Raw genomic sequence first — 23,416 nt, forward strand, 5'->3', positions numbered from 1 at the left:
ATCATTAATATTCAACTTCCAAGCCAAAACCGGATCCAATCGGCTCGGGAACCGAGACATCAATTGGGACAATCTTGCTTTCCTTCATGGAAATTCCGCAGTTTTCCAGGAATGTTGAATAATCACTGGCTCTCGTTACATAGATGCTGGTCATTTCTTGATTGATTTTTCCATTTTTATCCCTTAAAACAAATTTCTTGTCTGCAACCTCAGTGTAATAGATCAAATGGCCGCTATCGGAAAACGCAATTTCTTTTTCCAAACGCGACAGATCATCCGCATCAATTCGGTCAAGGTCAATGCAAAAATTGGAATGATTCGATACTTCAATATGGTTTTTCCACTCAATTTGCGCTTTTCTCGTTTTGTCTTGATAGCCTAGGACTAAAAAGTTTGTGTTGTACATGTTTTTTAAGTTAACGTCGACATCTAGCTCTTTTACTACGATTGTCTGTTTTTCTCCATTTTTGCCTAGATTAATAATATTATTTCCAACCGATAACTTGCCGGAAATGAATAAATTAGCATTGACCAAATTATTCATATTATTCGGTGCCCCTGCATCATTTTCACTCACGACAATATTGATTCCTCGGAAGTCAGTGTTGTTACAATTGTTCTCACAAACAAAGTCAGCATAGTCGTCTGTAAAAACGCGGAAATCTTTCGGATCCATATCATCATCAAGTGAAGCTAGAAACTCTTTCAAGGTTTCATTAGCTTTTGCTTTGCATTCATAAGGCGCTTCCGCTGTATTGTTTCTGACCGCGGTTACTAAATCTGCACATGAGATTGCAGGCGGTGTCAGTGAAAATACTTTGTCATAAGTTAAATCTTCATCTTCTGTAATAAGGATCGTGTTGATTTTGCGGGTTTCCGTCGAATTCAGAAAGCTGTCCGGAATCTCCACTTGAAAAATCGCCGTTAATTCTTTTTCGTTGTCGATGGCCCGTCCCTCAACATTCAACTCGATTTTTACCCATTTCACATCTTTATCGATGATATGCAAATCGTCGACATTGTTTTGAGAAGCATTTAATTTCACAGCAGTTGCCGATTTCACATGGTATTGTAATTGCTCACCCGCAAATGGCGTTTCTTCACCTGCCAGTTTCAATTCATCCAGCTCTGCACTTTTCTCAAGAATTTTTTGTACATAAAGTTCTTTCATTTCTTCGTCAATTTTCTCTTCCCATGCTGTTCTTTCCGATTCGGTATCACATAAAGCGCCAAGCGGCTCTTCTACACAGGAAATGAGGACGTTAAGTCGCAATTGGGTTTCCTGCTGCATTTCCTCTTTCAATAGTTTCAATTCGCGCTCGAAATCCGAACTGTAATAGATGGTGCCCATTTCAGCGGCTGCGACCGCTTGGTTCCCGGTATCCACGACTTTTTCCTGTTTTGCGTGATTCAATGAGCCAGCCATGAACGTGGCCGCTAACCCCATAAACAGCACGATGATGAGCAGGACAATGACGAGCGCATAGCCTTTTTCATTTTTCACCTTTTCCATATAGCGCCTCCTATGGCCGGTCAGTGCGGATGCGTGTCAATGTCGTCTGGATGCTCAAGTTTCGGCCGTTTTTCGTTAAATTTAAATGAATGTTTGCGTGCTCTTTCTTCGGTTCGATCAATGTTTCAGCGGTTAAGTCCGGATTGCCGGCTATTACAGTGCCGGTGTAGTCATATTCCTTATCGAGCACTCGCACAAAATCCCCCGCTCCTGTTGCACCTGGAGTTTTTATCATCAATTGGCCGCCTTCAAATTTGAGTGAATAGGTCTCGTTCTGGCGATGAGCGGCCGACAACTTCGTGATGATGATATTGGCATCCTGCTGGATCTCCGTTTTGCTCGTTTCTGCAGTGGTGTGCTTCATGCCAATGGACAATGCCGTCCAAGCTGCAGTCGCAATGATGGATACTAGGAGAAGCGCGGCTAGTACTTCAACGAGGCTTACCCCTTTTTCATTTAGCCTCTCCATCAGTTTTGTTCCTCTACACGGTATTGAAGATAGCCGTATGTCTCACTATTAACTTGGCCGTCCTGATAAATCTTTAAATGTATTTTGTGCAGCTGGGCAAGCGTCGGGTCATCGCATTTTAAAAGGCTCGTCTCGGTTTCGGTCAAGAAAGGCGTACAGGCAAGTTCAAGTTCCACTTCGTACGTATAGCCATCCTGCTTTTCGAACCGTGCGTAACCGTTTTCTTCAGAGACTTTTCTATAGCTCAGACTGTCCATTGTAGTTTCGTATTTATCGGCGAATTTTTCATAAATGACCGGGTCTTCTTCACTACGGTCCCCGAGCCAATCCGCATTGGCGATATTCGCCATCTCCTGCCTGGCCAAGTTCATCGTATCAAGCTTCGCTTCGGTCTTGTTGTTGAACAAGGTCATTTGGGGAAATACGGTCATGATGCCAACGAAGACGATTGCGAGGATGACTAGTGCCGCCAGCACTTCGACCAGCGTTAATCCTTGTTGCGACTTCAGCTTCTTCATTTCCTGCATTCCCCCTATTTTTGTCCGATTTATTGTTAGTAATTTCCTTTTAGTGAAGCCTTTCTATCTAAATCATACTACGCCTTTATTATTGCATGTTTATTCTTATTTGACACGGTATTTTTACAGGATAATCTATACTTTTTAATAAAACTTTGGCTTTCATTCCCATATTACATAAGAGAAAAAGACTACAGAAACGGCAAATGCCGTTCTGTAGTCTTATTTAGTGTAGGCTGCAACTTTGTTCCTGCCTGCTTGCTTGGCGCCCGTGTAAAGTGCGCGGTCAGCGTTGCGAATGATGCCGGTGCCGTCTTCTGCGTCTTCGGGAGCCGATGCGACGCCGATGCTCATGGTGATGTGGAGCTCATCGGTCAGTTTTTCGTTTTGGATGCTTTGCTGGAGCTTGAATGCATGGCCTGCAATTTCCTTGCGCAAGTTTTCCGCGAGGATCAAGGCCAGCTCTTTGCTGTAACGCGGCAGCAAGATGACGAATTCCTCTCCGCCATACCGTGCGACTGTGCCTTCCTCACCGACCGACTCCCTCAATAAATCCGCCAGCTGGATGAGGATCTCGTTGCCGCTCTGATGGCCGTATGTATCGTTGATGGATTTGAAATGGTCGATGTCCATCATGATGAGCGACAATTGATCCAACGTGCCGGCGTCGATTTCTTTCATGCAGCTATCAAGTGTTTCATCCAAGTAGCGGTAATTATAGAGCTTGGTCAAGCCGCAGCGCTCGCTTTTGGCGATGACTTTCTCCATATAGCCCGCTTTTTCAAGCGATACCGCGAAATAAGTGCTGAGGATTTCCATGATCTGCAATTGGTTTTCGGAAAAAGCGAACGGCCTTCTCGACCCGACGAGCAAAACGCCTTCGATTTTATTGTTTCTCGAAATCGGCGTCGCCATGAGGCTTTCGATATCCGGCCTCATCTGCACGGTGGCAAGATCGGCCCATTGCCTTTTTTTCCCGAATAGGATCGGTGCGTTATCCGCAATGACCTGTCCGGCAATTCCTTTTGTATACGGGACAGCGGGCATATCCAATTCGGTAAACTTGCCGTCTTCGAACATCCGCAGGACGAGCAGCTGGCTGTCGCGGAAATCGATGACATAGGTGTAATCCGTTTTGAACATCACAGACACGTGTTCGACGAATTGGTCGATTACTTCATTCTGCGTCAGCCGGTCGGCAAGCTGGTGACCGATATTCCCCGCTTTTTTCAAGTCGATATTGATTTTTTCCGAACTATTATAAAGGCGCAAAACGACGGTCATGACCATGAATGGCAAACCGAGCAGCACCGGAGCATAGATCCCGATCGATGCTTCGAGCATATAGAGCGTGATGGCATAAGGAAAGACCAACAGCGTGATGAGGAAATCCCAGATCGTGTCGAGCGTGATGAACGATTTGGATGTTTTCATCAATACATCATCTACATACAAATACAGATGATTCGCTACGAGGTATACGAGTTGGTAAAGCAAGCCATACATGACGATATGCGAAAACTGTGTCGACCCGATTTCGCCGCCAACCCCAAAAAAGACCAGCCCGGTAAACGCCGACAATACGAAAAACATGAGTGAATTGAACGGAAAGCGTTCGGTGCGCGGTGAAGCGCTTCGCGTGCGGAACAAGAGGATGAGCATCGTCAGCTGGGAAACAAGGATTTCGACAAATAGCCCATATTTTAAGAATACTGCAATGGTCACCCATTGCACGAGGTACATCGGGGTGCCGTTAATATTGAGCGGCAATAAAGACGTCAATACAGCGAACGCAACAAACGCCAATAATTCCCAGTCAAACAGCACCTGAGGCGGATACTGCCGGTAAACGATATACAAACCGGCTGGAACGATCAACGCCCACAGTGCCCATAATAACGGCTTTCTTTTTTTGCTATCTTTCATGACATCTACTCCTCGGAGGATTCAAGCTGTTTGGATCCTTTTCTGAAATGATCCAAAAAAGGCAATGTGGGGCTTTTCAAGGTCGAAAGGAGGTAAAGTGATCCTGTGACTATAGTCACTTCGTTATAACCGTTAACAGGTAATATATCATAAACAGTTTTAATTGTCTTTATTTTACTGTTGCTGGCTGAAAATAATTTTTCAGCCGGCAAGGCGCGGGGGTTATCAAAGTCGATAAACACGAAATGCCCGCTGATGGCCTCCAGCTTGCGCAGCACATTCTCATACGCTTTATCTTTCAGCATTCCCATGACGATGCGCACATTTTTTCCCGGGAATCCCGCTCGAATCGTTTCGACGAGCGCTTCGATGCTCGCTTCATTATGGGCACCGTCGAATACCAAGCCTTCCGCAACAGTCTCGAAACGGTAGGCGATCGAGGCAGTCGCCAAGGCCTCCTGCGCTGTTTTGTCCTCATAGCCCGTACCGAGAAGTTCCTTTGCCGCTTCCTGGGCAATTTGCGCATTCCATTTTTGATGCACTCCTTTTAGCGCAAGTGGTCCGCTATAAGGCGTGTTTGCGACAATCAAATCAGCGTGCTGCTTCTTCGCTTCCTGACAGACGATTTGCATCGCGTCATCAGTGAGCGGCCCCGTGACGACGGGGCGCCATTTCTTGATGATGCCTGCCTTATGAAAGGCGATGTCTTTGACGTCTTCGCCGAGGAAATTCGTATGCTCTTTAGAGATTGATGGGATCAGCGAAATCTCCGGAACGATGACATTCGTCGAATCAAAGCGCCCGCCCATCCCCGCTTCGATGATCGCGAAATCGGGTGATTGATTGCGGAAGTGCACATAAGCGGCAGCCGTCAGCAATTCGAAGTCCGTGAGCGGCGTCTCGATTTCCGACAGCTCCTGCATGACCTCATCCAACGTTTTCGGTGAAATGGGCTCGCCGTTGATTTGGATCTGGTCGTGAAGGTCGATGATGCCAGGCGAATAGAATGTGCCGACCGATTTGCCGTGCGCCTGCAATACCGCAGACAGCATTGCAGCCGTCGAACCTTTGCCATTGGTCCCGGCGATATGCACAAAACTCCCTTTGGCTTCCGGGTTCCCGAGTTCACCAAGTGCCGAACGGATCGCATCCAGCCCGGGTTTGATCGCATTGTCCGTCGCAATATTCCATTTCACTTTATACTCCGCTAAGCCATTAATCATTTTCCAGCCTCTTTTCTCTATTAAACATGATACACTTTTTACGTATGAGTATATCATGAAGGTGGAATGGACATGTTGAGTTGTTGGGTGATCTATAACGGAAGCCTCGTTTCCGATAAATTTCAAGACCAGGCGCAATTGATGGCAGAAGCCGCAGAGCGCCATGGAATCCATGTGGAAATCAAGAAAAATTACGAAATCCAAATGTCGCTTTCCGAACAGCAGCCGTTACCTGATTTCGCGGTGCTGCTCGACAAAGACATCCTGCTCGGCTATTTCCTGAAAAGCCGCGGCGTCCCGGTCTACAACGACCCGGCAATCATCGACCTGTGTGACAATAAGGCGACGCAGTACATCCGCCTGGCAGAACGGAACATCCCGATGCCGAAGACGATCGTCGCGCCGAAAGTGTACCTGAACTTCACCATTCAAGATTCCGGCTATTTTGAAGGCGTCCTGGCCACTCTCGGTTTGCCGATGATCATCAAGGAAGGGCACGGGTCGTTCGGCATGAAAGTGTATTTGATTGAAACGGAAGAGCAGTTTTATGAAAAAGTCGAAAGCCTGTCCGGCGTCGATTACGTGTTCCAGGAATTCATCGCGGAAAGCCGCGGGCGCGATATCCGCGTCAATATCGTCGGCGGACAAATCGTCGCGGCGATGAAGCGCCAGTCCGATACCGATTTCCGGGCGAACATCACGAACGGCGGCCGCGCATTCCCTGTCGAACTGAACGAACAGCAACAACAGCTCGCAATGGACGCGGCGGAAGCTGTCGGCGCAGTATTTGCCGGTGTTGACCTGTTATACGGACCGAATGGCCAACCGCTCGTCTGTGAAGTCAATGCGGCTGCGCACATCCGCAATATCCTGAACGTCACAGGCGTCAATGTCGCCGATGCGATGATCCGCTATATCCAGGAGGATTTGGCATGATCGTTTTATATGAATCAACAGCCGCACAGCACAATCAGGGATTTATCGATGAACTGAAGCGCTTTTATTCGATTGAATTGATCACCTGGGACGACTGGAGCGAGGCGGGGCTGGGACGATTACTCGAGCGCGTCCATGGCCAATCGGTTTTCTTCCGTATAAGGAAGCCGCATGCTGCGCGATTTTTGGAAGATCGGGGTGTACGGCTCATCAACCGCGCGGAAGTGAACCGCATCGCCAATGATAAATGGCGCAGCTATCAATTGTTCCAAGTACTAGGCCTTCCTGCCATTCCGACATATCGCTCGGCTCCGCCGTACCCGTTCATCGCAAAAAGCGCTGATGGCCATGGCGGTTCGGAAGTGTGGCTCATTGAATCTGAACAGGACCTGCCCGACACTGAATCCCGTCTTCTCTATCAACCCGTCGTCCTGCACACGGCGGATGTCCGGGCGTATGCCATCGGCACCGAAATCATCGGGGCCGTCAAGCGCAGCGCAAAAAACTCCTTCAAGGCGAATTACTCGCTCGGCGCTTCCGTTGAACGCTTTGAACTGACGGCCGCACAGCAAAAGGACGTCGAAAAAATCGCCAAAGCCTTGAACAGCGATTACATCGGCATCGATTTTCTCCTATTGGAAGACGGACGGCATCTGTTCAACGAAATCGAAGACCCAGTCGGCGCCCGCTCTTTTTATCAAACACACGATGATAATATCGCAGAACTATTGGCAAGGCATTTTACTAAACTAGAAGAAAATTATCCGTTCCGCGAAAACGACCGGAATTAAAATAAGCGATTCCCCATTTACGGGAAATCGCTTTTTCATCTTACAGGTTCTTCAATTCTTCCATGCGTTTTTCAACGGTTGCGTGCTTCTCGAGGTAATCCGCTTCTTTCTTGCGTTCCTCAGCCACTACCGCTTCCGGCGCTTTCGACACGAAGCGTTCGTTCGACAATTTGCCTTGGACAAGTTTGACTTCTTTCGCCCATTTATCGAGTTCTTTTTGCAGGCGTTTCAGCTCTTCTTCAATGTCGATCAAACCTTCAAGCGGCATGAACAACTCCGCTCCGGATACGACTGCAGACATCGATTTCTCAGGTGCATCGATATGGAGTCCGATCGTCAAAGTTTCCGGGTTGCAGAAACGCTCAATGTACGCTGCGTTTTCTTCGAGAACGGACAAAGTCGTCTCGTCTTTCGCGCTGATCGTCATCGGCACTTTCTTGCTCATCGGCGTCTGGACTTCCGCGCGGATCGTGCGGACCGAACGGATCACGTCCATCAAGAGCTTCATGCTGTCGGCCTTTTTGTTGTCGCTAAGTTCAGCGTTCACTGCCGGCCAGGCGGCGATGGTGATGGATTCGCCTTCCGTCGGCAAGTTCTGCCAGATTTCTTCCGTGATGAACGGCATGAACGGGTGCAATAGGCGCATCGTGTTATCGAGCACGTATGCGAGCACCGAACGCGTCATCGCTTTCGCCTGTTCGTCTTCACCGTACAATGGCAATTTCGCCATCTCGATGTACCAGTCACAGAAATCATCCCAGATGAAGTTATAAAGCAAGCGCCCGACTTCCCCGAACTCATAGCGTTCCGCAAGGTTTGTCACTTGCTCGATGGTTTCGTTGAGGCGTGTCAAGATCCACGTGTCGGCAACGGATTTCTCGCCGGACAAATCGATGTCTTTGTGCTCCATGCCTTCCATGTTCATCATTGCAAAGCGCGAGGCGTTCCAGATTTTATTGGCGAAGTTCCAAACCGACTCGACTTTATCGTTCGAGTAGCGAAGGTCCTGCCCTGGAGATGATGCCGTTGCCAGGAAGTAGCGCAAGGAGTCTGCGCCGTATTCCTCGATAACGTCCATCGGGTCGACGCCGTTGCCGAGCGATTTCGACATCTTGCGCCCTTCCGCATCCCGCACAAGCCCGTGGATCAATACGTCTTTGAACGGTTTTTCGCCGGTGAATTCAAGCGCCTGGAAAATCATGCGCGATACCCAGAAGTTGATGATGTCATAGCCCGTCACGAGTGCATCGGTTGGGTAGTAACGGCTCAACTCCTCGTTTTCTTCCGGCCAGCCGAGTGTCGAGAACGGCCACAAGGCGGATGAGAACCATGTGTCGAGTACGTCTTCATCTTGCGTCCAGTTTTCCGCATCAGCCGGAGCTTCGTGGCCAACGTAGATTTCGCCGGTTTCGTTATGGTACCAAGCCGGGATCTGATGCCCCCACCACAATTGACGCGAGATGCACCAATCGCGGATGTTTTCCATCCAGTGGAGGTAGGTTTTTTCGAAGCGGTCCGGCACGAAATTGACGCCGTCTTCGCTTTTCTGGCTGTCGACCGCTTTCTTTGCGAGTGGCTGCATGTCCACGAACCATTGCGTCGACAAATACGGTTCAACGACCGCGCCGCTGCGCTCGGAATGTCCGACCGAGTGGAGATGTTCTTCGATCTTGAACAGCACGTCCATATCCTGCAAATCTTTGATGATCGCTTTGCGGCATTCAAAGCGGTCCATGCCTTCGTATTTGCCGGCATTTTCGTTCATCGAGCCGTCTTCGTGCATGATGAGTACGCGCTCCAAATTGTGGCGGTTGCCGATCTCGAAGTCGTTCGGGTCGTGTGCAGGGGTGATTTTCACAGCGCCGCTTCCAAACTCACGGTCCACATAATCATCCGCAACGATTTCAATTTCACGGCCGATGATCGGCAAGATGACTTTTTTGCCGATCAAATGCTGATAGCGTTCATCTCTCGGGTGAACCGCGACTGCCGTATCGCCAAGCATCGTCTCCGGGCGGGTCGTCGCGATTTCGATGTGGCCAGAACCATCAGCAAGCGGATAGCGCATATGATAAAATGCGCCTTGTACGTCTTTGTAAATAACTTCGATATCCGAAATCGCCGTTTTTGTTGCCGGGTCCCAGTTGATGATGTATTTGCCGCGGTAGATCAATTTTTTCTCGTATAATTTGACGAATACTTCGCGCACCGCTTTTGACAAGCCTTCATCCAAGGTGAAACGCTCGCGTGAATAATCGAGGCCAAGCCCAAGCTTCGACCATTGCTGGCGGATATGGCCGGCGTATTCTTCTTTCCATTTCCACGACTCTTCCAAAAACGCTTCGCGGCCCATATCGTGGCGTGAACGCCCTTCTTCTTTCAGCTTGCCTTCGACTTTCGCCTGTGTCGCGATGCCGGCATGGTCCATCCCCGGCAGCCACAAGGCGTCATAGCCTTGCATGCGCTTCATGCGCGTCATGATGTCCTGCAAGGTCGTATCCCACGCATGCCCCAGGTGAAGCTTGCCCGTTACGTTCGGCGGCGGGATGACGATCGTATACGGCGTCTTGCCGCTTTCCGGTTTCGCTTCGAAAAATTTATTGTCCACCCACCAGTCGTAACGCCCTTGTTCGATTGCCTGCGGTTCGTATTTCGTTGATAATTGCTTGCTCATCCAAATTCCTCCTCTTGGCCAACATGCGGCACTGGTTACTGTCGAACTTAAAAATGAATACAAAAAAACTCCTGTCGTCTCGTAAAGGACGAAGGAGTTTTTCGCGGTACCACCTTTATACACAGGCAGAATTCGCCTGGCTCTCAAGTTCGATAACGGATTCGCATCCGGTTCCCGCTACTCATTTCACGGCAACTGCTCCGAGGTGACATTCAAATGCGGAACATGGAAGCCTCTCACCACTTGGCTACCTCTCTGAAATGTCCCCGCCACTTTACTATCCTCATCAACGCATCAATATCCTGTTAAGCCTATTGTACTCAATAGCCCGATTTAGCGTCAAGCTTTTTCACATAGTAAGACACGAGCGGCGCCGCGACTAGCAGGATGAAGAACAGCCGGAACAGATGGAAGCTCGTCACCAGCGGCACGTCCGCCCCCGCCTCAAGCGCGGTAATCGTCATCTCCGCCATGCCCCCGGGAGCTGCACTCAAGAAGAAGTCGAGGAATAGATACTCCGGCAGCAACAGCTCCAGCCCGTAAGCAAGGCCTGCTGAAAACGCGATGAGCAGCACGGTATTGAGGAACACCGCTCCCGCGATCCGGCCGTCCAAGGAATCGCCGAGCTTTTCCATCGACAAGCCGAGATGCGTCCCGATCAACACTTGCGCGATGACGATGACAAGACCCGGCAAATCGACCAAATCGCTGCCGGTCAAGGTCTGGACGACCGCCATCGCAAGAACCGGTGCCATTAATTCGCGCGCGGGAAATGAAATGCGCTTCATGATCCAGTACAATACATAGCCGAAAACAAGCGCGATGCCGAATGCATAGGGGGAAAAACGGAAACTTGTTTCTGTGATGTCACCTGGCGCACGCCCAGATAAAAGTCCCGCCGCTAGCGGCACGGTAAAAACGATGAGCAGGATGCGGAAGGTCTGCATGACCGATACGATCGTGACATTGGCGGATTTCACTTCTTCAGAAATCAGCACCATCTGCGACAAGCCGCCCGGCATCGAGCCGAGCAGCGCTGTCGACATCGTCACGCGCGTCATGCGCTGGAACAACCAGCCGAGCGCCAAGGAAAACGCGACGACCGCGATCGTCATGATGAACATATACGGCAGATCCGCCGCCATCAACAAGACCGATTCCTGCGTGAATGCCGCGCCGATCTGGACGCCGAGCAGCAACAGCCCGAGCGTACGGAACACTTTCGGCCAGTGGAACTTCATGTCGGTCACTTGGCGCAAGATGAGAAAAGCCGCCATCGGGCCCAACAGCCATGGCAGAAACAAACCGGTCAAGCTGAACAAAAAGCCAGCGCCAAGCGCGATGGCCAAAGTTACGAGAAAACGTTTCAATGCGTTACCAACTTTCACTAATTAAAATATCCATTAGTTTTATATTACCAGATTACCGGACATAAAATGAACTACTCAAAAATATTGAAGCGCATTAGATTTGGGAATGTAGTATTAAAATTTACCTCAATTACGAAAAACCGCCCTCAAAAGCCATTCGCAATGGCCTTCAAGGACGGTTTGTTTCATTTATCGCGCCAGTTTCGCAAACACATTATGGAATGCTTGCACTGTGCGTTCGATATGTTCTGGGGTATGGGCAGTCGACAAGAACATGCCTTCAAACTGGGACGGCGGCAGGAAAATGCCTTCTTCCGCCATTAAGCGGTAATAATCCGCAAACAACTCGAGGTCGGAACTGGAAGCCGTCTCGAAGTTCGTCACTTCCTCATTTGTGAAGAAGAAGCCGATCATCGAGCCTGCACGGTTGACCGTGTGCGGGATGTTGTATTTTTCCGCCGCTTCACGGAAGCCTTTTTCGAGTTGGTCTGCGCGTTCATTGAATGTCTCGTAGCTCGCTTCATCTAAACGCGACAAGGTTTCATAACCTGCACGCATCGCAAGCGGGTTTCCGGACAAAGTGCCCGCCTGGTAGATCGAGCCGCTCGGTGCAACTTGCTCCATGATTTCACGCTTGCCGCCGAACGCGCCGACAGGCAAACCGCCGCCGATGACTTTGCCGAGGCACGTCATGTCAGGCGTAACGCTGTAATGGCCTTGTGCGCAGTTATAGCCGACGCGGAAGCCGGTCATGACTTCATCAAAGATCAAGACGGTGCCGTTTTCGTGTGTCAGGTTGCGCAGCTCTTGAAGGAATCCTTCAGCAGGCGGGACGACGCCCATATTGCCCGCAACCGGCTCGACGATCACGGCCGCCAAGTCATCGCCGAATTCCCGGAACGCCAGACGGACGCTTTCCAAATCGTTGTAAGGAACGGTGATCGTGTTTTTCGCCACCGATTCCGGCACGCCTGGTGAGTCCGGCAAGCCGAGTGTCGCAACGCCCGACCCTGCTTTGATCAACAAGCTGTCGCCGTGGCCGTGGTAGCAGCCTTCGAATTTCAAGATCTTGTTGCGGCCGGTATAGCCGCGCGCCACGCGCAGTGCGCTCATCGTCGCTTCCGTACCGGACGACACCATACGCACCATTTCGATCGATGGCACGCGCTCCTGGACCAATTTCGCCATGTCATTTTCAAGGATCGTCGGTGCGCCGAATGACGTGCCAAGCGTCGCTTGTTCCTGGATCGCTTGGACCACTTCCGGATGGGCATGGCCCAAAATCAGCGGCCCCCAAGACAAGACGTAGTCGATATACGTATTGCCGTCGATGTCCGTAATGGTCGCGCCGCTTCCCGATTGCATGAAAATCGGGTCCATATTGACCGATTTGAATGCGCGTACCGGGCTGTTGACGCCGCCCGGCATCAATGTTTTCGCTTCTTCGAATGCTTGTTTAGAATGTTCGTATCCCATATTATTTCCCCTCCAGCCAGCGTACCGCGTCTTTTGCGTGGTACGACATCAGAATGTCTGCGCCCGCACGTTTCATGCTGAGCAATGTTTCAAGAACGATTTTCTCTTCATCGACCCAGCCGTTTTGCGCAGCTGCTTTGACCATCGCGTATTCGCCGGAAACATTGTAAGCGACGATCGGGATATCAAAGTTATCGCGGACTTCGCGGATAATATCAAGATACGACAACGCCGGTTTGACGATCATGAAATCAGCGCCTTCATTGACATCAGACGATGCTTCTCGAAGTGCTTCCATACGGTTTGCCGGGTCCATCTGATAGGTTTTGCGGTCGCCGAATTGAGGCGTTGAGTGGGCTGCTTCGCGGAACGGGCCATAATAAGCGGAAGCATATTTCACGCCGTATGACATGATCGGAATATGGCTGAATCCTGCTTCGTCAAGCCCGTAGCGAATCGCTGCGACAAACCCGTCCATCATGTTCGATGGCGCGATGATGTCCGCCCCTGCTTTTGCTTGCGATACCGCGGTGCGTGCCAACAGGTCGAGCGACTCATCGTTCAAGATGACGCCGTCTTCGATGACGCCGCAATGGCCGTGGTCTGTATATTGGCATAGGCATGTATCGGCGATGACGACGAGTTCCGGATGGCGCTGTTTGGCAAAACGGATCGCTTCCTGTGTAATCGCGTGGTCGTGATAAGCTTGCGAACCGACCGGGTCTTTATCTTTTGGAACCCCGAACAAAATGACGGACGGGATGCCGAGCTCGACCACTTCATCCAATTCTTCGCCAAGGCGGTCAATTGAATAATGGTAGACGCCAGGCATCGAAGAAATTTCTTGTTTATAGTTTTCGCCTTCCACGACAAAAATCGGGTAGATGAAATCCTCTTTATGTACGGAGGTTTCACGGACCATTGCACGAAGATTCGCAGAACCGCGCAGGCGGCGGTGGCGATCGAATTTCAAATCTTTCATAAGTTGCAACTTCCTTTCGCTATTGTCTGGATGATTTCAAGATAGGTATAGGTTTCAGGGCGGAAATCGACCTCTCCACCCGCTTCTTTAATGGCTTGTTCGGTAATATGCCCAATCGCGGCAGTCTGGATGTCCTTGAAATTTCCGCCAGCTTCCGTGTAAGCGGAAACTGCTGAAGGGCTCGCGAAAATAATCGTGACATCGGACATTCCGGCGAGCGCTTGTGCATTATCTTTCTTTTTGACGGTATCGTAGACGGTCCATTCATCGATCGCGAGCGGCATCGAGAGGATCGTGTCTTTGGCGAGTGCCCCCCGGACAAACAAACAGCGCTCCTTGCCGGCGATGTCCGGGAATTCCTGGACAAAGACATCGGCACTGAACGTTGATGGGATGAAATCGACCGTATAGCCGTGTTCTTCCAGCATTTCAGCCGTCTTATCGCCGACAGCCGCTATTTTTGCATGGATTTCAGGATGCAGCTTGCAAAAAGCCTGTGCGCTATTGCGGCTCGTGAAAATCAGCCAGCCGTAACGTCCGAAATCAGGCGCATCGGTGTTTCTAAGCACCGTTTCGATCAGCGGAAAATATTCCACTTGCGCACCCAATTGCTGCGCCAGCTCAGCCGCTTCTTTCGGCAGCCGGCTGCCGGTAAAAATGATGACCGGTTTTTTCTTACACATTGCTTTCGGCGATGACACGCTGGATCAAATCATATCCGCCTTGTGCACTAATTTTTTCAGCTACGATGCGGCCTGCTTCAATCGGATCTTTGCCAGCCGCTGATTCTTTATACACTTGGTCCCCTTCTGGAGCCGAGATTAATCCTGTGAACGAAATTTCATCACCTGAAACCGTTGCGTATCCTGCAATCGGCACTTGGCAGCTGCCGTTCATGTCTTTCAGGAATTTGCGCTCCGCCGTCACAGCCAGTTCTGTTTCTTTATCGTTCACTTTCGCCAGTTCCGCCAGAAGCTCTTCGTCGTCTTCGCGGCATTCGATGGCCAGTGCGCCTTGGCCGATCGCCGGCAGGCAGTCTTCTGTATCCATGAATTCAGTGACGATGTCATCGCCCCAGCCCATGCGCTTCAATCCGGCTGCTGCCAGGATGATGGCATCGAAATCTCCGGCATGGAGTTTCGCGAGGCGTGTGTCGATGTTTCCGCGGATCCACTGGACATCAAGGTCTGGGCGCAGTAAAAGAAGCTGCGAGCTCCGGCGTAAGCTGCTTGTGCCGACGACGGCGCCGACCGGCAAATCCATCAATTTCACATGATCATTCGCAATGAATGCATCACGCGGGTCTTCACGGTCCGGGATACAGCCGATGACAAAACCTTCAGGAAGAACAGCCGGCATGTCTTTCATGCTGTGGACGGCAAAATCGATTTCCTTGGCATAAAGCGCCTGCTCGATTTCTTTCACGAAAAGCCCTTTGCCTCCCACTTTCGACAATTGGACATCCAGGATGCGGTCGCCTTTGGTGACGATCTCCTTGATCTCGAATTCAAACGGCGCACCTGCCGCTTTCATTTTCTCGATGAATTGATTGGTTTGCGTCAACGCAAGTTTGCTTCTTCTTGACCCTACAATGATTTTTCTCAACTGAATCCTACCTTTCTATTAATACCAAAAATGAAATTCCGATAAACGGCTGCCGAAAAAGAAATTAAGCAGCAATAACAAAAACGCATACAGATGGGCCCAGGCATAGTTCATGCCATTCAAGTTCCCCCGCCGGTGACGCCATAGAATAAAGCTATAGACAATCAGCAGGATAAACGAACCCACAATTTTTACATCCAGAATGGAAAACTCCTCCAGCGACACAACCGCCCACTGAAAGCCGAGCACGAGCGACACGAACAGCATCGGAATCCCGACCAGGATCGAAATGGTCATGCCCTGTTCGGTCTGCCCGAGTGACGGCAGGCTGCTCCATTGCTTCGTCCATTTCTTCTGCTTCAACAGCCTGTACAGCAGCAAGTGAAGCGCGGAAAAGACGAACGACAGTGAAAATGCCGCATACGACAGAATGGCGAACGTGATGTGGATGAACAACAACTCCGACACCAAAGCTTCCCCGACCGGCGACCGTTCGATCTGGACCGGCGCAAATGTATGGATGACCATAAAGATGAATCCGATGATATTGATCAAAAATACCGCAAAGTCGAAGCGGTAGAAAATCCGCAAGACGAGCGATAGCGTAACCAACAGCCACGCATAGAAATAAATGCCTTCAAACAAAGTCAGTACCGGGAAGCGCTGCGTCTCTACGATATAGAGCACGAGGAACACGGTCTGCAATAACCACACGGCCCCTAGAAGTGACATGGCGATCCGGATGGCTTTTTTCGTAGTATATAAATAATCGACAAAATAAAAGACAAGGCTGACAGCATATAGTATAACCATAGCTTCATGCAGCCTTGCCATTGTTATATCAGCCATCCTATTCCCCTTCGTTTCCATAATTAAAGGCGTTTCGCCTCTACATTTTAACATATAGATTCGAAAACGCCTCATTATAAGATAGCTCTATCCCGCATTCGCGGCCTGCTTGGGTCTATGACGGCGATGGAGATGAAAATCCACGCCGCTTGGAAATGCTTTTATACAGTATAGCCTGGATTTTCTTGTCCTTGCAGCGCTTCCTGCTGCTTTTCAAGGCGTGCACGCTCCGCTTTTTGGCGCGTCGCAAGCGCTTGTTTTTCACGCTGCTCTTCGACTTCTTCTTCAATGCCGAAAATCTGCATGAACAATTCAAGCTGTTCGCGTGATTTCTTCGCTGTGCCCATTTCCTTGGCCTGCAAAATCGGCTCTTTCAATAATTGGTTGATGATCGACTTCGTGTGCTTGTTGAGGATCTTCTTCTCCCGATCCGTCAAATCCGGCATTTTGTTCTCGATGCTTTCCATCGTTTCAGCTTGGATGCCGAGCGCTTTTTCACGCAGTGCGGAAATGACCGGAACGACGCCGAGTGTGCCGAGCCAGTCGTTGAACTGCTCTGCTTCTTGCTCGATCATGCCGGCGATCTGTTTCGCCGCACGCTCGCGTTCCGCAAGATTCGCTTCGACGATGCCTTGCATATCATCAATATCATATAGGAAGACGTTTTGTAGATCGCCGATGCGCGGATCCATATCACGCGGTACCGCGATATCGACCATGAACAAAGGCTTGCCTTTTCTCAACTTCTCGACAAACTGCATCAATTCAAGATCGATGACAAAATCCGTCGAGCCGGTAGAAGAAATAAGGATGTCCGCTTCCAGCAATGCACATTGCAATTGATTCAACGGTTTCGCTGTCCCGCCGAATTTACCAGCGAGCACTTCCGCTTTCTCGAAGGTGCGGTTGATGACCGTGATGCGGTCCGCGCCGCTGCCTTGCAGGTTCTTGATGGCGAGTTCGCCCATCTTCCCTGCTCCGAGAATGACGACATGCTTGTTCTTCAACGAACCGAAGATTTTCTTGCCAAGCTCGACCGCTGCGTAAGAAACCGATACGGCATTCTCGCCGATCGCTGTTTCATTGTGCGCGCGTTTTGCCAGCGTCACCGCTTGCTTGAACAATTGATTGAACACGGTTCCCGTCGTTCCGATTTCTTGGCCTGCGAGGAAACTGGATTTCACTTGGCCGAGAATCTGCGTCTCGCCAAGGACCATCGAATCGATTCCGGCAGTGACGCGGAACAAATGATCAATTGCTTCGTCCTGTTCATGAAGGAATAAATACTGGGAGAACTGTTCCATCGGAATATCGAAATAAGAAGCCAAAAATTGCTTCACATAAAAACGCCCGGTATGCAGCTGATCCACGACGGCATAGATCTCCGTCCGGTTGCATGTCGATACGATGACGTTCTCCAATATGCTTTTTTGTTGTTGCAGGGCTTGCATCGCTTGCGGAAGCTCGCTTTCGATGAACGACAGCTTCTCGCGGATCGATACAGGCGCTGAACGGTAGTTGACCCCGACTACGAGTGTATGCATGGGTTTAAAACACCTTTCGCGTTCAATATTTCATTTCCCTAAGTATACCACTTTTCCATCAGATTATGCCTGCGATTTTGTGAACAAGGCATGAACCTGCTTGAACTTTGCTTTATCGTACAAGGGTTTCCGCTGCGGAAACTCCACTTTATAATCATTCTAAACTTAACCTAATTACAATTCTAGCAAAGCGATTATGGTGTCACAAGTATAACGCTTGTAGTCGGAATTGACTGTGAACTTATGCACAATAGATGGTGATTTTCATGGTGTTGAATCGGGAAAAAGATATGTATATTATCAAAATTAAGTAGGAGATGTATGTGGTGGAGATTGCGCTTCAGGGAGGACGCTTGCCGAGGGGCGGGTGTTGAGCCAATGTGCCAAAGTACGCGGCACATTTGTCTCGCCAGCCCGCGCAGTCCCTCCGGCGTCGCCTCCCTTCCGCTTCATCTCTAGTTTTAGAGGGGAAATATAATTCATCATACACTGAAGCAAGCTTGCAAAACTTTAATCTTCTTCGTAAATTCAAATTGAACTGATTACAGAACTTCTCTACAATTATTAAGTCCAGCCAAGCGACGATACCAGCGGATGAAAACAATGAACAGTGACACGTCTTCGCACGCAATATCCAATGAAATCTAAAAGCCGAACCGCGCACAAACCCGTGCTCCCACATCTGCGAGCAGATGCGTCGCAAATGAATGGGCTCAACTTCCTTTCGCCCATTCATTGGCTAGCCGACGCAATAAGACAAATGTTCTTCTTGGCTTATTGCGGGAGGCATGCCCCAAGCGGGAGGCGGCTAGCTTCACGATGAAGTAATCATCGGCTGATTCATTTCACTATCAAGTCTGGCTAGGTGTCCCCATCAGTGGATGAAACCAACTAACTGTGACACTTCCTCACACGCAACATCCAATGGAATCTAAAAGCCGAACCGCGCACACGGGCGAGCCGAAGCCATGAGACAAGCGTTCTTCTTGGCTCATGGCGGAAGGCCAGCCCCAAGCGGGAGGCGGCTACTTCATGACGCAATAACCGACGGGCCATTCATCTCACTCACTTGTCCAATAATCTCGTTCATCTATTTCAGCTAACCACTATATATAAAACAAAAAACAGGGCCCGGAAAATCATTGATTTTCCGGGCCCTGTTTTATTTCAAGCCAGTCAGGTGAACTACCTGCTTGCTTACATGCGTTTTTCGATCTCTTGCCAGGCGGCTTCCTGGCCGAGCCCTGTTTCGGAAGAGAAGACGATTAATGGATCGCCTTTCTCCATATCCAGCCCTTCACGGACGATTTTCTTGTGCTTGTCCCATTTGCCTTTCGGGATCTTGTCGGCTTTTGTCGCAATGATGATGCACGGGATGTTGTAATGTTTCATGAAATCATACATCATCTGGTCATCTTTGCTCGGTGGATGGCGAAGATCGACGATTTGGATCACCGCACGCAATTGTTCGCGGCTTGTGATGTACGTCTCGATCATCTTGCCCCATGCTTCGCGTTCGCTTTTGGAAACCTTCGCGTACCCGTAGCCCGGGACATCGACGAAGAATAAGTCTTCTTCGATCTTGTAAAAGTTCAAAGTTTGCGTTTTGCCGGGTTTGGACGAAATACGCGCCATGCTTTTACGGCCAATCAGCTTATTGATAAAAGACGATTTCCCTACATTTGAGCGTCCGGCAAGTGCAAACTCGGGAAGCTCGGTTTCCGGATATTGCGCTGGACGAACCGCGCTGATTACCAGTTCTACATTATGGACCTTCATTCTTTTGCTCCTTCCAGCGCAATTTCAAGCGCTTGTTCCGCTTGGCTGACGAGGTGGAATTCCAACTCTTCGCGGATTGTTTCCGGGATATCGTCAAGGTCGCGTTCATTTTCCGCGGGGACAATGATCGTCTTCAAGCCCGCACGGTGGGCGCTCAAGGTTTTTTCCTTCAGTCCGCCAATCGGCAAGACGCGCCCGCGAAGCGTGATTTCCCCTGTCATGCCGACGTCGCGGCGCACTGGCCGCTTCGTGAGTGCTGAAACGAGCGCTGTCGCAATTGTCACACCGGCGGATGGGCCGTCTTTTGGTACGGCTCCTTCCGGCACGTGGATATGGATATCGTGCGCTTCCTGGAAATTCGGATCGATGCCAAGCGATTCCGCCTGTGCACGGACGAACGACAAGGCCGTCTGTGCCGACTCTTTCATGACATCGCCCAGTTTACCGGTCAATTGCAACTTGCCTTTGCCGGCAGATAAAGACACTTCGATCTGCAAGGTGTCGCCGCCGACAGCGGTATAGGCTAGGCCGGTCGCAACGCCCACTTGGTTTTCACTTTCAGCTACGCCGTAGCGGAATTTCTTCTTGCCGAGATAGTTCTCAACTTCTTCGGCACCGACCGTCACATGTTCTTTTTCTTTCGAGACGATCTCTTTGGTCACTTTCCGGCAGACGGACGCGATTTGGCGTTCCAATCCGCGCACGCCGGCTTCCCGCGTGTAATAGCGGATCATGGAGACGAATGCGTCCTCTTGGAAATCCAATTGCTCCGGCGTCAAGCCGTGTTCTTTCAATTGTTTCGGCGCCAAATGGTTTTTGGCGATCAATTTCTTCTCAAGTTCTGTATAGCCTGCGATTGAAATGACTTCCATGCGGTCGCGCAGCGGCCCTGGAATCGATCCAAGGTCATTGGCGGTCGCGATGAACAGCACATTCGATAGATCATAGCTTTCTTCGATGTAATGGTCGCTGAAGGAATTGTTCTGTTCCGGGTCCAATACTTCAAGCATCGCTGACGACGGGTCGCCGCGGAAGTCGTTGGACATTTTATCGATTTCATCAAGCAGGAAGACCGGATTGACAGTGCCTGCTTTTTTCATTCCTTGAATGATGCGTCCCGGCATTGCGCCGACATAGGTGCGGCGGTGGCCGCGGATCTCCGACTCATCGCGCACGCCGCCGAGCGAGATGCGGACGAAATTGCGGTCGAGCGAATCGGCGATCGAACGGGCAAGTGAGGTTTTCCCGACGCCCGGAGGCCCAACCAGGCAAAGAATCGGGCCGCGCAGCGATTTGGTCATCTGCTGGACAGCCAAATATTCAAGCACGCGTTCTTTTACCGTTTCAAGGCCGTCGTGGTCGCGATTCAGCACTTCTTCTGCATACTTGATGTCCAGGCGGTCTTCTGTTGTTTCAGACCAAGGAATCGTCACGAGCCATTCGATGTAATTGCGGATGATGCCGCTTTCCGCCGCAGCAGAAGGCAATTTCTCATAGCGATCCAATTCCTTTAACGCTGTTTTCTCGGTCGATTCCGGCATGCCGGCTTCTTCGATGCGTTTTTTCAGGTCGGCCACTTCTGCGCCCTTGCCGTCCTTGTCGCCAAGTTCGGTTTGGATGGCTTTCATTTGCTCGCGGAGATAAAACTCTTTTTGCGTTTGTTCCATTGCTTTTTTCACGCGGTCGTTGATGCGTTTTTCAATATCCGCCACTTCCTGTTCGTTGTGCAGGCGGCTGATCAATAGTTCAAGGCGTTTCGTGATATCGAAGGTTTCGAGCACTTCCTGCTTCGCGGGCAATTTCAGCGATAGATGAGAAGCGATCATATCCGCCAAACGGCCCGGCTCTTCGATATCCGCTACTGTATTGAAGGTTTCGGTCGTCACTTTTTTCGAGCCTTTGCCGAAGATTTCGAATTGCTCCAGCAAAATGCGCATCAAGGCGTCTTGTTCGGCATCGCGTTCCGGTTCGTCCGGGAATGACGTCACTTCCACTTGCGTGAATTTCTCCCCGTCCTCGTATTGGTTCCACTGGCCGCGTTCAAGGCCTTCCACCAGTACACGGATCGTGCCATTCGGCAATTTCAGCATTTGTTTTACGTAAGCTAAAGTGCCGATTTTATGCAAATCGTCTTTGTCCGGCTGTTCCACCGCCATATCTTTCTGGGTCGCCAAAAAGACGATCTGGTCATCCATCATCGCTTGCTCAAGCGCTGCTACTGAACGCTCCCGGCCGACATCAATATGCAGGACCATCGTCGGGAAAACGAGCAGCCCGCGGAGTGGCAAGAGCGGGACTTGTTTTGTCACTTTTTTCTTCGCCATAATTAAGTGCACCTCCGTCATTTCTCTTTCTCTCTGTCAGTCTGCGCCAAACTATCTGGAAGACTGTTGTTTTTTCGTGGAAAAAGGGCTGACCCCCATACGCGCGGATGTGCACGATTCAGAGTCAGCCCGTATCATCCTATTCTTGTGCATCCGCCTAACATTTAAGCAGATGTTTTTTCGTTATTGCCGTTATCATACTCAGTGCCGTCTTCCAGCATCAATTTCGGCTGTGAATTCTCGGTCACTGTTTCTTTTGTAATGATGCATTCGACGATATCTTCACGCGAAGGCAAATCATACATCACATCAAGCATGATGTTCTCGATGATTGAGCGCAATCCGCGCGCGCCTGTTTTCCGCTCGATCGCGAGGCGGGAAATTTCAATCAGCGCGTCGTGTTCGAATGTCAAAGTGACGCCATCAAGCTCCATCATCTTCTGGTATTGCTTGATGAGGGCGTTTTTCGGCTCTGTCAGAATTTGCACAAGTGCATTTTCATCCAATTGCTCAAGGCTTGCGAGCACTGGCAGACGGCCGATGAATTCAGGGATCAAGCCGAATTTCAACAAGTCCTCTGGAATTAATTGGCTAAGAAGGGACTTTTCATCCATTTCTTCTTTGTTCGGATCTGCACCGAAGCCGATGATTTTATTGCCGAGGCGGCGTTTGATGATTTGGTCGACGCCGTCAAACGCACCGCCTACGATGAACAAGACATTCGTCGTATCGATTTGGATGAATTCCTGATGAGGATGCTTGCGCCCGCCTTGTGGGGGAACGCTTGCTGTTGTGCCTTCCAGGATTTTCAGCAAAGCTTGCTGTACGCCTTCACCGGAAACGTCGCGTGTAATCGACGGGTTCTCGGATTTGCGTGCCACTTTATCGATTTCATCGATGTAGATAATGCCTTTTTCTGCGCGGTCTACATCGTAGTCTGCCGCTTGGATCAATTTGAGCAAGATGTTCTCGACATCTTCCCCGACGTAACCAGCTTCAGTAAGCGATGTTGCATCCGCAATTGCAAACGGTACATTCAGGATGCGTGCGAGTGTTTGCGCAAGCAAAGTTTTCCCGCTTCCGGTTGGCCCGATCAAGACAATATTCGATTTCGACAATTCGACATCGTCGATCTTGCTTTGGGAATTAACGCGTTTGTAGTGGTTGTACACCGCTACTGCCAAGGATTTTTTCGCCTTGTCCTGGCCGATTACATAGCCGCCAAGGATATCCATGATTTCTTTTGGTTTCGGCACTTCCTTGAACTCAGTTTCTTCTTCTGTCCCGAGTTCCTCTTCTACGATTTCCGTGCAAAGCTCGATGCACTCGTCGCAAATATATACACCTGGCCCTGCGACCAGTTTACGAACTTGTTCCTGCGGTTTGCCGCAAAACGAACATTTCAAATGCTCTTTTTCATCATTGAATTTGAACAAT

General features: G+C 50.1%; 18 protein-coding genes and 1 other annotated feature. Of the genes, 2 read left to right on the forward strand and 16 right to left on the reverse strand.

The features are described from left to right. Window positions 1–4: 4 nt before the first annotated feature. The 5 genes from AB9R92_RS05405 to AB9R92_RS05425 form a co-directional block, all read right to left on the reverse strand. Complete coding sequence (locus tag AB9R92_RS05405) at window positions 5–1,513, reverse strand: hypothetical protein (RefSeq protein WP_370668464.1); 1,509 nt, start codon at window positions 1,511–1,513, stop codon at window positions 5–7. Window positions 1,514–1,523: 10 nt separating this feature from the next. After that, window positions 1,524–1,982, reverse strand: a complete 459-nt coding sequence (locus AB9R92_RS05410; RefSeq protein ID WP_370668465.1) for a prepilin-type N-terminal cleavage/methylation domain-containing protein — start codon at window positions 1,980–1,982, stop codon at window positions 1,524–1,526. Further along, on the reverse strand, window positions 1,982–2,500 hold the full coding sequence (locus AB9R92_RS05415) for a type IV pilus modification PilV family protein (protein ID WP_370668466.1): 519 nt from the start codon (window positions 2,498–2,500) through the stop codon (window positions 1,982–1,984). The genes AB9R92_RS05410 and AB9R92_RS05415 overlap by 1 nt, the downstream gene beginning before the upstream one ends. Window positions 2,501–2,722: 222 nt before the next feature. Continuing rightward, entirely contained in the window at window positions 2,723–4,426 is a 1,704-nt protein-coding gene (locus AB9R92_RS05420) for a diguanylate cyclase (RefSeq protein WP_370668467.1), read from the reverse strand. 5 nt (window positions 4,427–4,431) lie between these two features. Next, complete coding sequence (locus AB9R92_RS05425; protein ID WP_370668468.1) at window positions 4,432–5,649, reverse strand: bifunctional folylpolyglutamate synthase/dihydrofolate synthase; 1,218 nt, start codon at window positions 5,647–5,649, stop codon at window positions 4,432–4,434. A 72-nt stretch (window positions 5,650–5,721) separates the two neighbouring features. Between AB9R92_RS05425 and AB9R92_RS05430 the strand changes: the two genes are divergently transcribed. Beyond that, a complete protein-coding gene (locus tag AB9R92_RS05430; RefSeq protein ID WP_370668469.1) occupies window positions 5,722–6,585 on the forward strand; it encodes an ATP-grasp domain-containing protein in 864 nt (287 codons plus the stop codon). Further along, the gene (locus AB9R92_RS05435) at window positions 6,582–7,376 is read left to right on the forward strand and encodes an ATP-grasp domain-containing protein (RefSeq protein ID WP_370668470.1); all 795 of its coding nucleotides are present in this window, start codon (window positions 6,582–6,584) and stop codon (window positions 7,374–7,376) included. Before AB9R92_RS05430 ends, AB9R92_RS05435 begins: the two co-directional genes overlap by 4 nt. 40 nt (window positions 7,377–7,416) lie before the next feature. On the opposite strand, the gene AB9R92_RS05440 is transcribed toward AB9R92_RS05435, so the two are convergent. The 11 genes from AB9R92_RS05440 to clpX all read right to left on the reverse strand — a co-directional run bounded on the left by AB9R92_RS05440 (window position 7,417) and on the right by clpX (window position 23,415). Then, window positions 7,417–10,050: a valine--tRNA ligase gene (locus AB9R92_RS05440; RefSeq protein ID WP_370668471.1), complete on the reverse strand. Its 2,634-nt coding sequence runs from the start codon at window positions 10,048–10,050 to the stop codon at window positions 7,417–7,419. 81 nt (window positions 10,051–10,131) lie between these two features. Further along, window positions 10,132–10,349, reverse strand: a binding site (T-box leader). A gap of 21 nt (window positions 10,350–10,370) precedes the next feature. After that, on the reverse strand, window positions 10,371–11,438 hold the full coding sequence (locus tag AB9R92_RS05445) for an AbrB family transcriptional regulator (RefSeq protein ID WP_370668472.1): 1,068 nt from the start codon (window positions 11,436–11,438) through the stop codon (window positions 10,371–10,373). A gap of 171 nt (window positions 11,439–11,609) precedes the next feature. Next, complete coding sequence (hemL, locus tag AB9R92_RS05450) at window positions 11,610–12,896, reverse strand: glutamate-1-semialdehyde 2,1-aminomutase (protein WP_370668473.1); 1,287 nt, start codon at window positions 12,894–12,896, stop codon at window positions 11,610–11,612. Between the two features lies 1 nt (window position 12,897). Then, a complete protein-coding gene (gene hemB / locus AB9R92_RS05455; RefSeq protein ID WP_370668474.1) occupies window positions 12,898–13,878 on the reverse strand; it encodes a porphobilinogen synthase in 981 nt (326 codons plus the stop codon). After that, window positions 13,875–14,561 (reverse strand): uroporphyrinogen-III synthase, encoded by a 687-nt coding sequence (locus tag AB9R92_RS05460; protein ID WP_370668475.1) that lies wholly within the window; start codon window positions 14,559–14,561, stop codon window positions 13,875–13,877. Before AB9R92_RS05460 ends, hemB begins: the two co-directional genes overlap by 4 nt. Next, window positions 14,554–15,483, reverse strand: a complete 930-nt coding sequence (gene hemC, locus AB9R92_RS05465; protein WP_370668476.1) for a hydroxymethylbilane synthase — start codon at window positions 15,481–15,483, stop codon at window positions 14,554–14,556. The genes AB9R92_RS05460 and hemC overlap by 8 nt, the downstream gene beginning before the upstream one ends. A gap of 18 nt (window positions 15,484–15,501) precedes the next feature. Beyond that, window positions 15,502–16,332, reverse strand: a complete 831-nt coding sequence (gene ccsA, locus AB9R92_RS05470; protein WP_274623814.1) for a cytochrome c biogenesis protein CcsA — start codon at window positions 16,330–16,332, stop codon at window positions 15,502–15,504. 161 nt (window positions 16,333–16,493) lie between these two features. Next, on the reverse strand, window positions 16,494–17,876 hold the full coding sequence (hemA, locus tag AB9R92_RS05475) for a glutamyl-tRNA reductase (protein ID WP_370668477.1): 1,383 nt from the start codon (window positions 17,874–17,876) through the stop codon (window positions 16,494–16,496). 1,197 nt (window positions 17,877–19,073) lie between these two features. Beyond that, window positions 19,074–19,655, reverse strand: a complete 582-nt coding sequence (gene yihA / locus AB9R92_RS05480) for a ribosome biogenesis GTP-binding protein YihA/YsxC (protein WP_370668478.1) — start codon at window positions 19,653–19,655, stop codon at window positions 19,074–19,076. Then, entirely contained in the window at window positions 19,652–21,979 is a 2,328-nt protein-coding gene (gene lon / locus AB9R92_RS05485) for an endopeptidase La (RefSeq protein ID WP_370668479.1), read from the reverse strand. The genes yihA and lon overlap by 4 nt, the downstream gene beginning before the upstream one ends. A 164-nt stretch (window positions 21,980–22,143) precedes the next feature. Next, entirely contained in the window at window positions 22,144–23,415 is a 1,272-nt protein-coding gene (gene clpX / locus AB9R92_RS05490) for an ATP-dependent protease ATP-binding subunit ClpX (RefSeq protein WP_101190147.1), read from the reverse strand. Window position 23,416: the final 1 nt, after the last annotated feature.

Source organism: Planococcus sp. SSTMD024 (assembly GCF_041320495.1).
Classification (GTDB): Bacteria; Bacillota; Bacilli; order Bacillales_A; family Planococcaceae; genus Planococcus.

What these genes read in the sequence shown, in the direction of transcription:
- AB9R92_RS05405 (WP_370668464.1), bottom strand. Translation starts at nt 1,513, where the DNA reads ATGGAAAAGGTGAAAAATGAAAAAGGCTATGCGCTCGTCATTGTCCTG.
- AB9R92_RS05410 (WP_370668465.1), bottom strand. Translation starts at nt 1,982, where the DNA reads ATGGAGAGGCTAAATGAAAAAGGGGTAAGCCTCGTTGAAGTACTAGCC.
- AB9R92_RS05415 (WP_370668466.1), bottom strand. Translation starts at nt 2,500, where the DNA reads ATGAAGAAGCTGAAGTCGCAACAAGGATTAACGCTGGTCGAAGTGCTG.
- AB9R92_RS05420 (WP_370668467.1), bottom strand. Translation starts at nt 4,426, where the DNA reads ATGAAAGATAGCAAAAAAAGAAAGCCGTTATTATGGGCACTGTGGGCG.
- AB9R92_RS05425 (WP_370668468.1), bottom strand. Translation starts at nt 5,649, where the DNA reads ATGATTAATGGCTTAGCGGAGTATAAAGTGAAATGGAATATTGCGACG.
- AB9R92_RS05430 (WP_370668469.1), top strand. Translation starts at nt 5,722, where the DNA reads ATGTTGAGTTGTTGGGTGATCTATAACGGAAGCCTCGTTTCCGATAAA.
- AB9R92_RS05435 (WP_370668470.1), top strand. Translation starts at nt 6,582, where the DNA reads ATGATCGTTTTATATGAATCAACAGCCGCACAGCACAATCAGGGATTT.
- AB9R92_RS05440 (WP_370668471.1), bottom strand. Translation starts at nt 10,050, where the DNA reads ATGAGCAAGCAATTATCAACGAAATACGAACCGCAGGCAATCGAACAA.
- hemL (WP_370668473.1), bottom strand. Translation starts at nt 12,896, where the DNA reads ATGGGATACGAACATTCTAAACAAGCATTCGAAGAAGCGAAAACATTG.
- hemB (WP_370668474.1), bottom strand. Translation starts at nt 13,878, where the DNA reads ATGAAAGATTTGAAATTCGATCGCCACCGCCGCCTGCGCGGTTCTGCG.
- AB9R92_RS05460 (WP_370668475.1), bottom strand. Translation starts at nt 14,561, where the DNA reads ATGTGTAAGAAAAAACCGGTCATCATTTTTACCGGCAGCCGGCTGCCG.
- ccsA (WP_274623814.1), bottom strand. Translation starts at nt 16,332, where the DNA reads ATGGCTGATATAACAATGGCAAGGCTGCATGAAGCTATGGTTATACTA.
- hemA (WP_370668477.1), bottom strand. Translation starts at nt 17,876, where the DNA reads ATGCATACACTCGTAGTCGGGGTCAACTACCGTTCAGCGCCTGTATCG.
- yihA (WP_370668478.1), bottom strand. Translation starts at nt 19,655, where the DNA reads ATGAAGGTCCATAATGTAGAACTGGTAATCAGCGCGGTTCGTCCAGCG.
- lon (WP_370668479.1), bottom strand. Translation starts at nt 21,979, where the DNA reads ATGGCGAAGAAAAAAGTGACAAAACAAGTCCCGCTCTTGCCACTCCGC.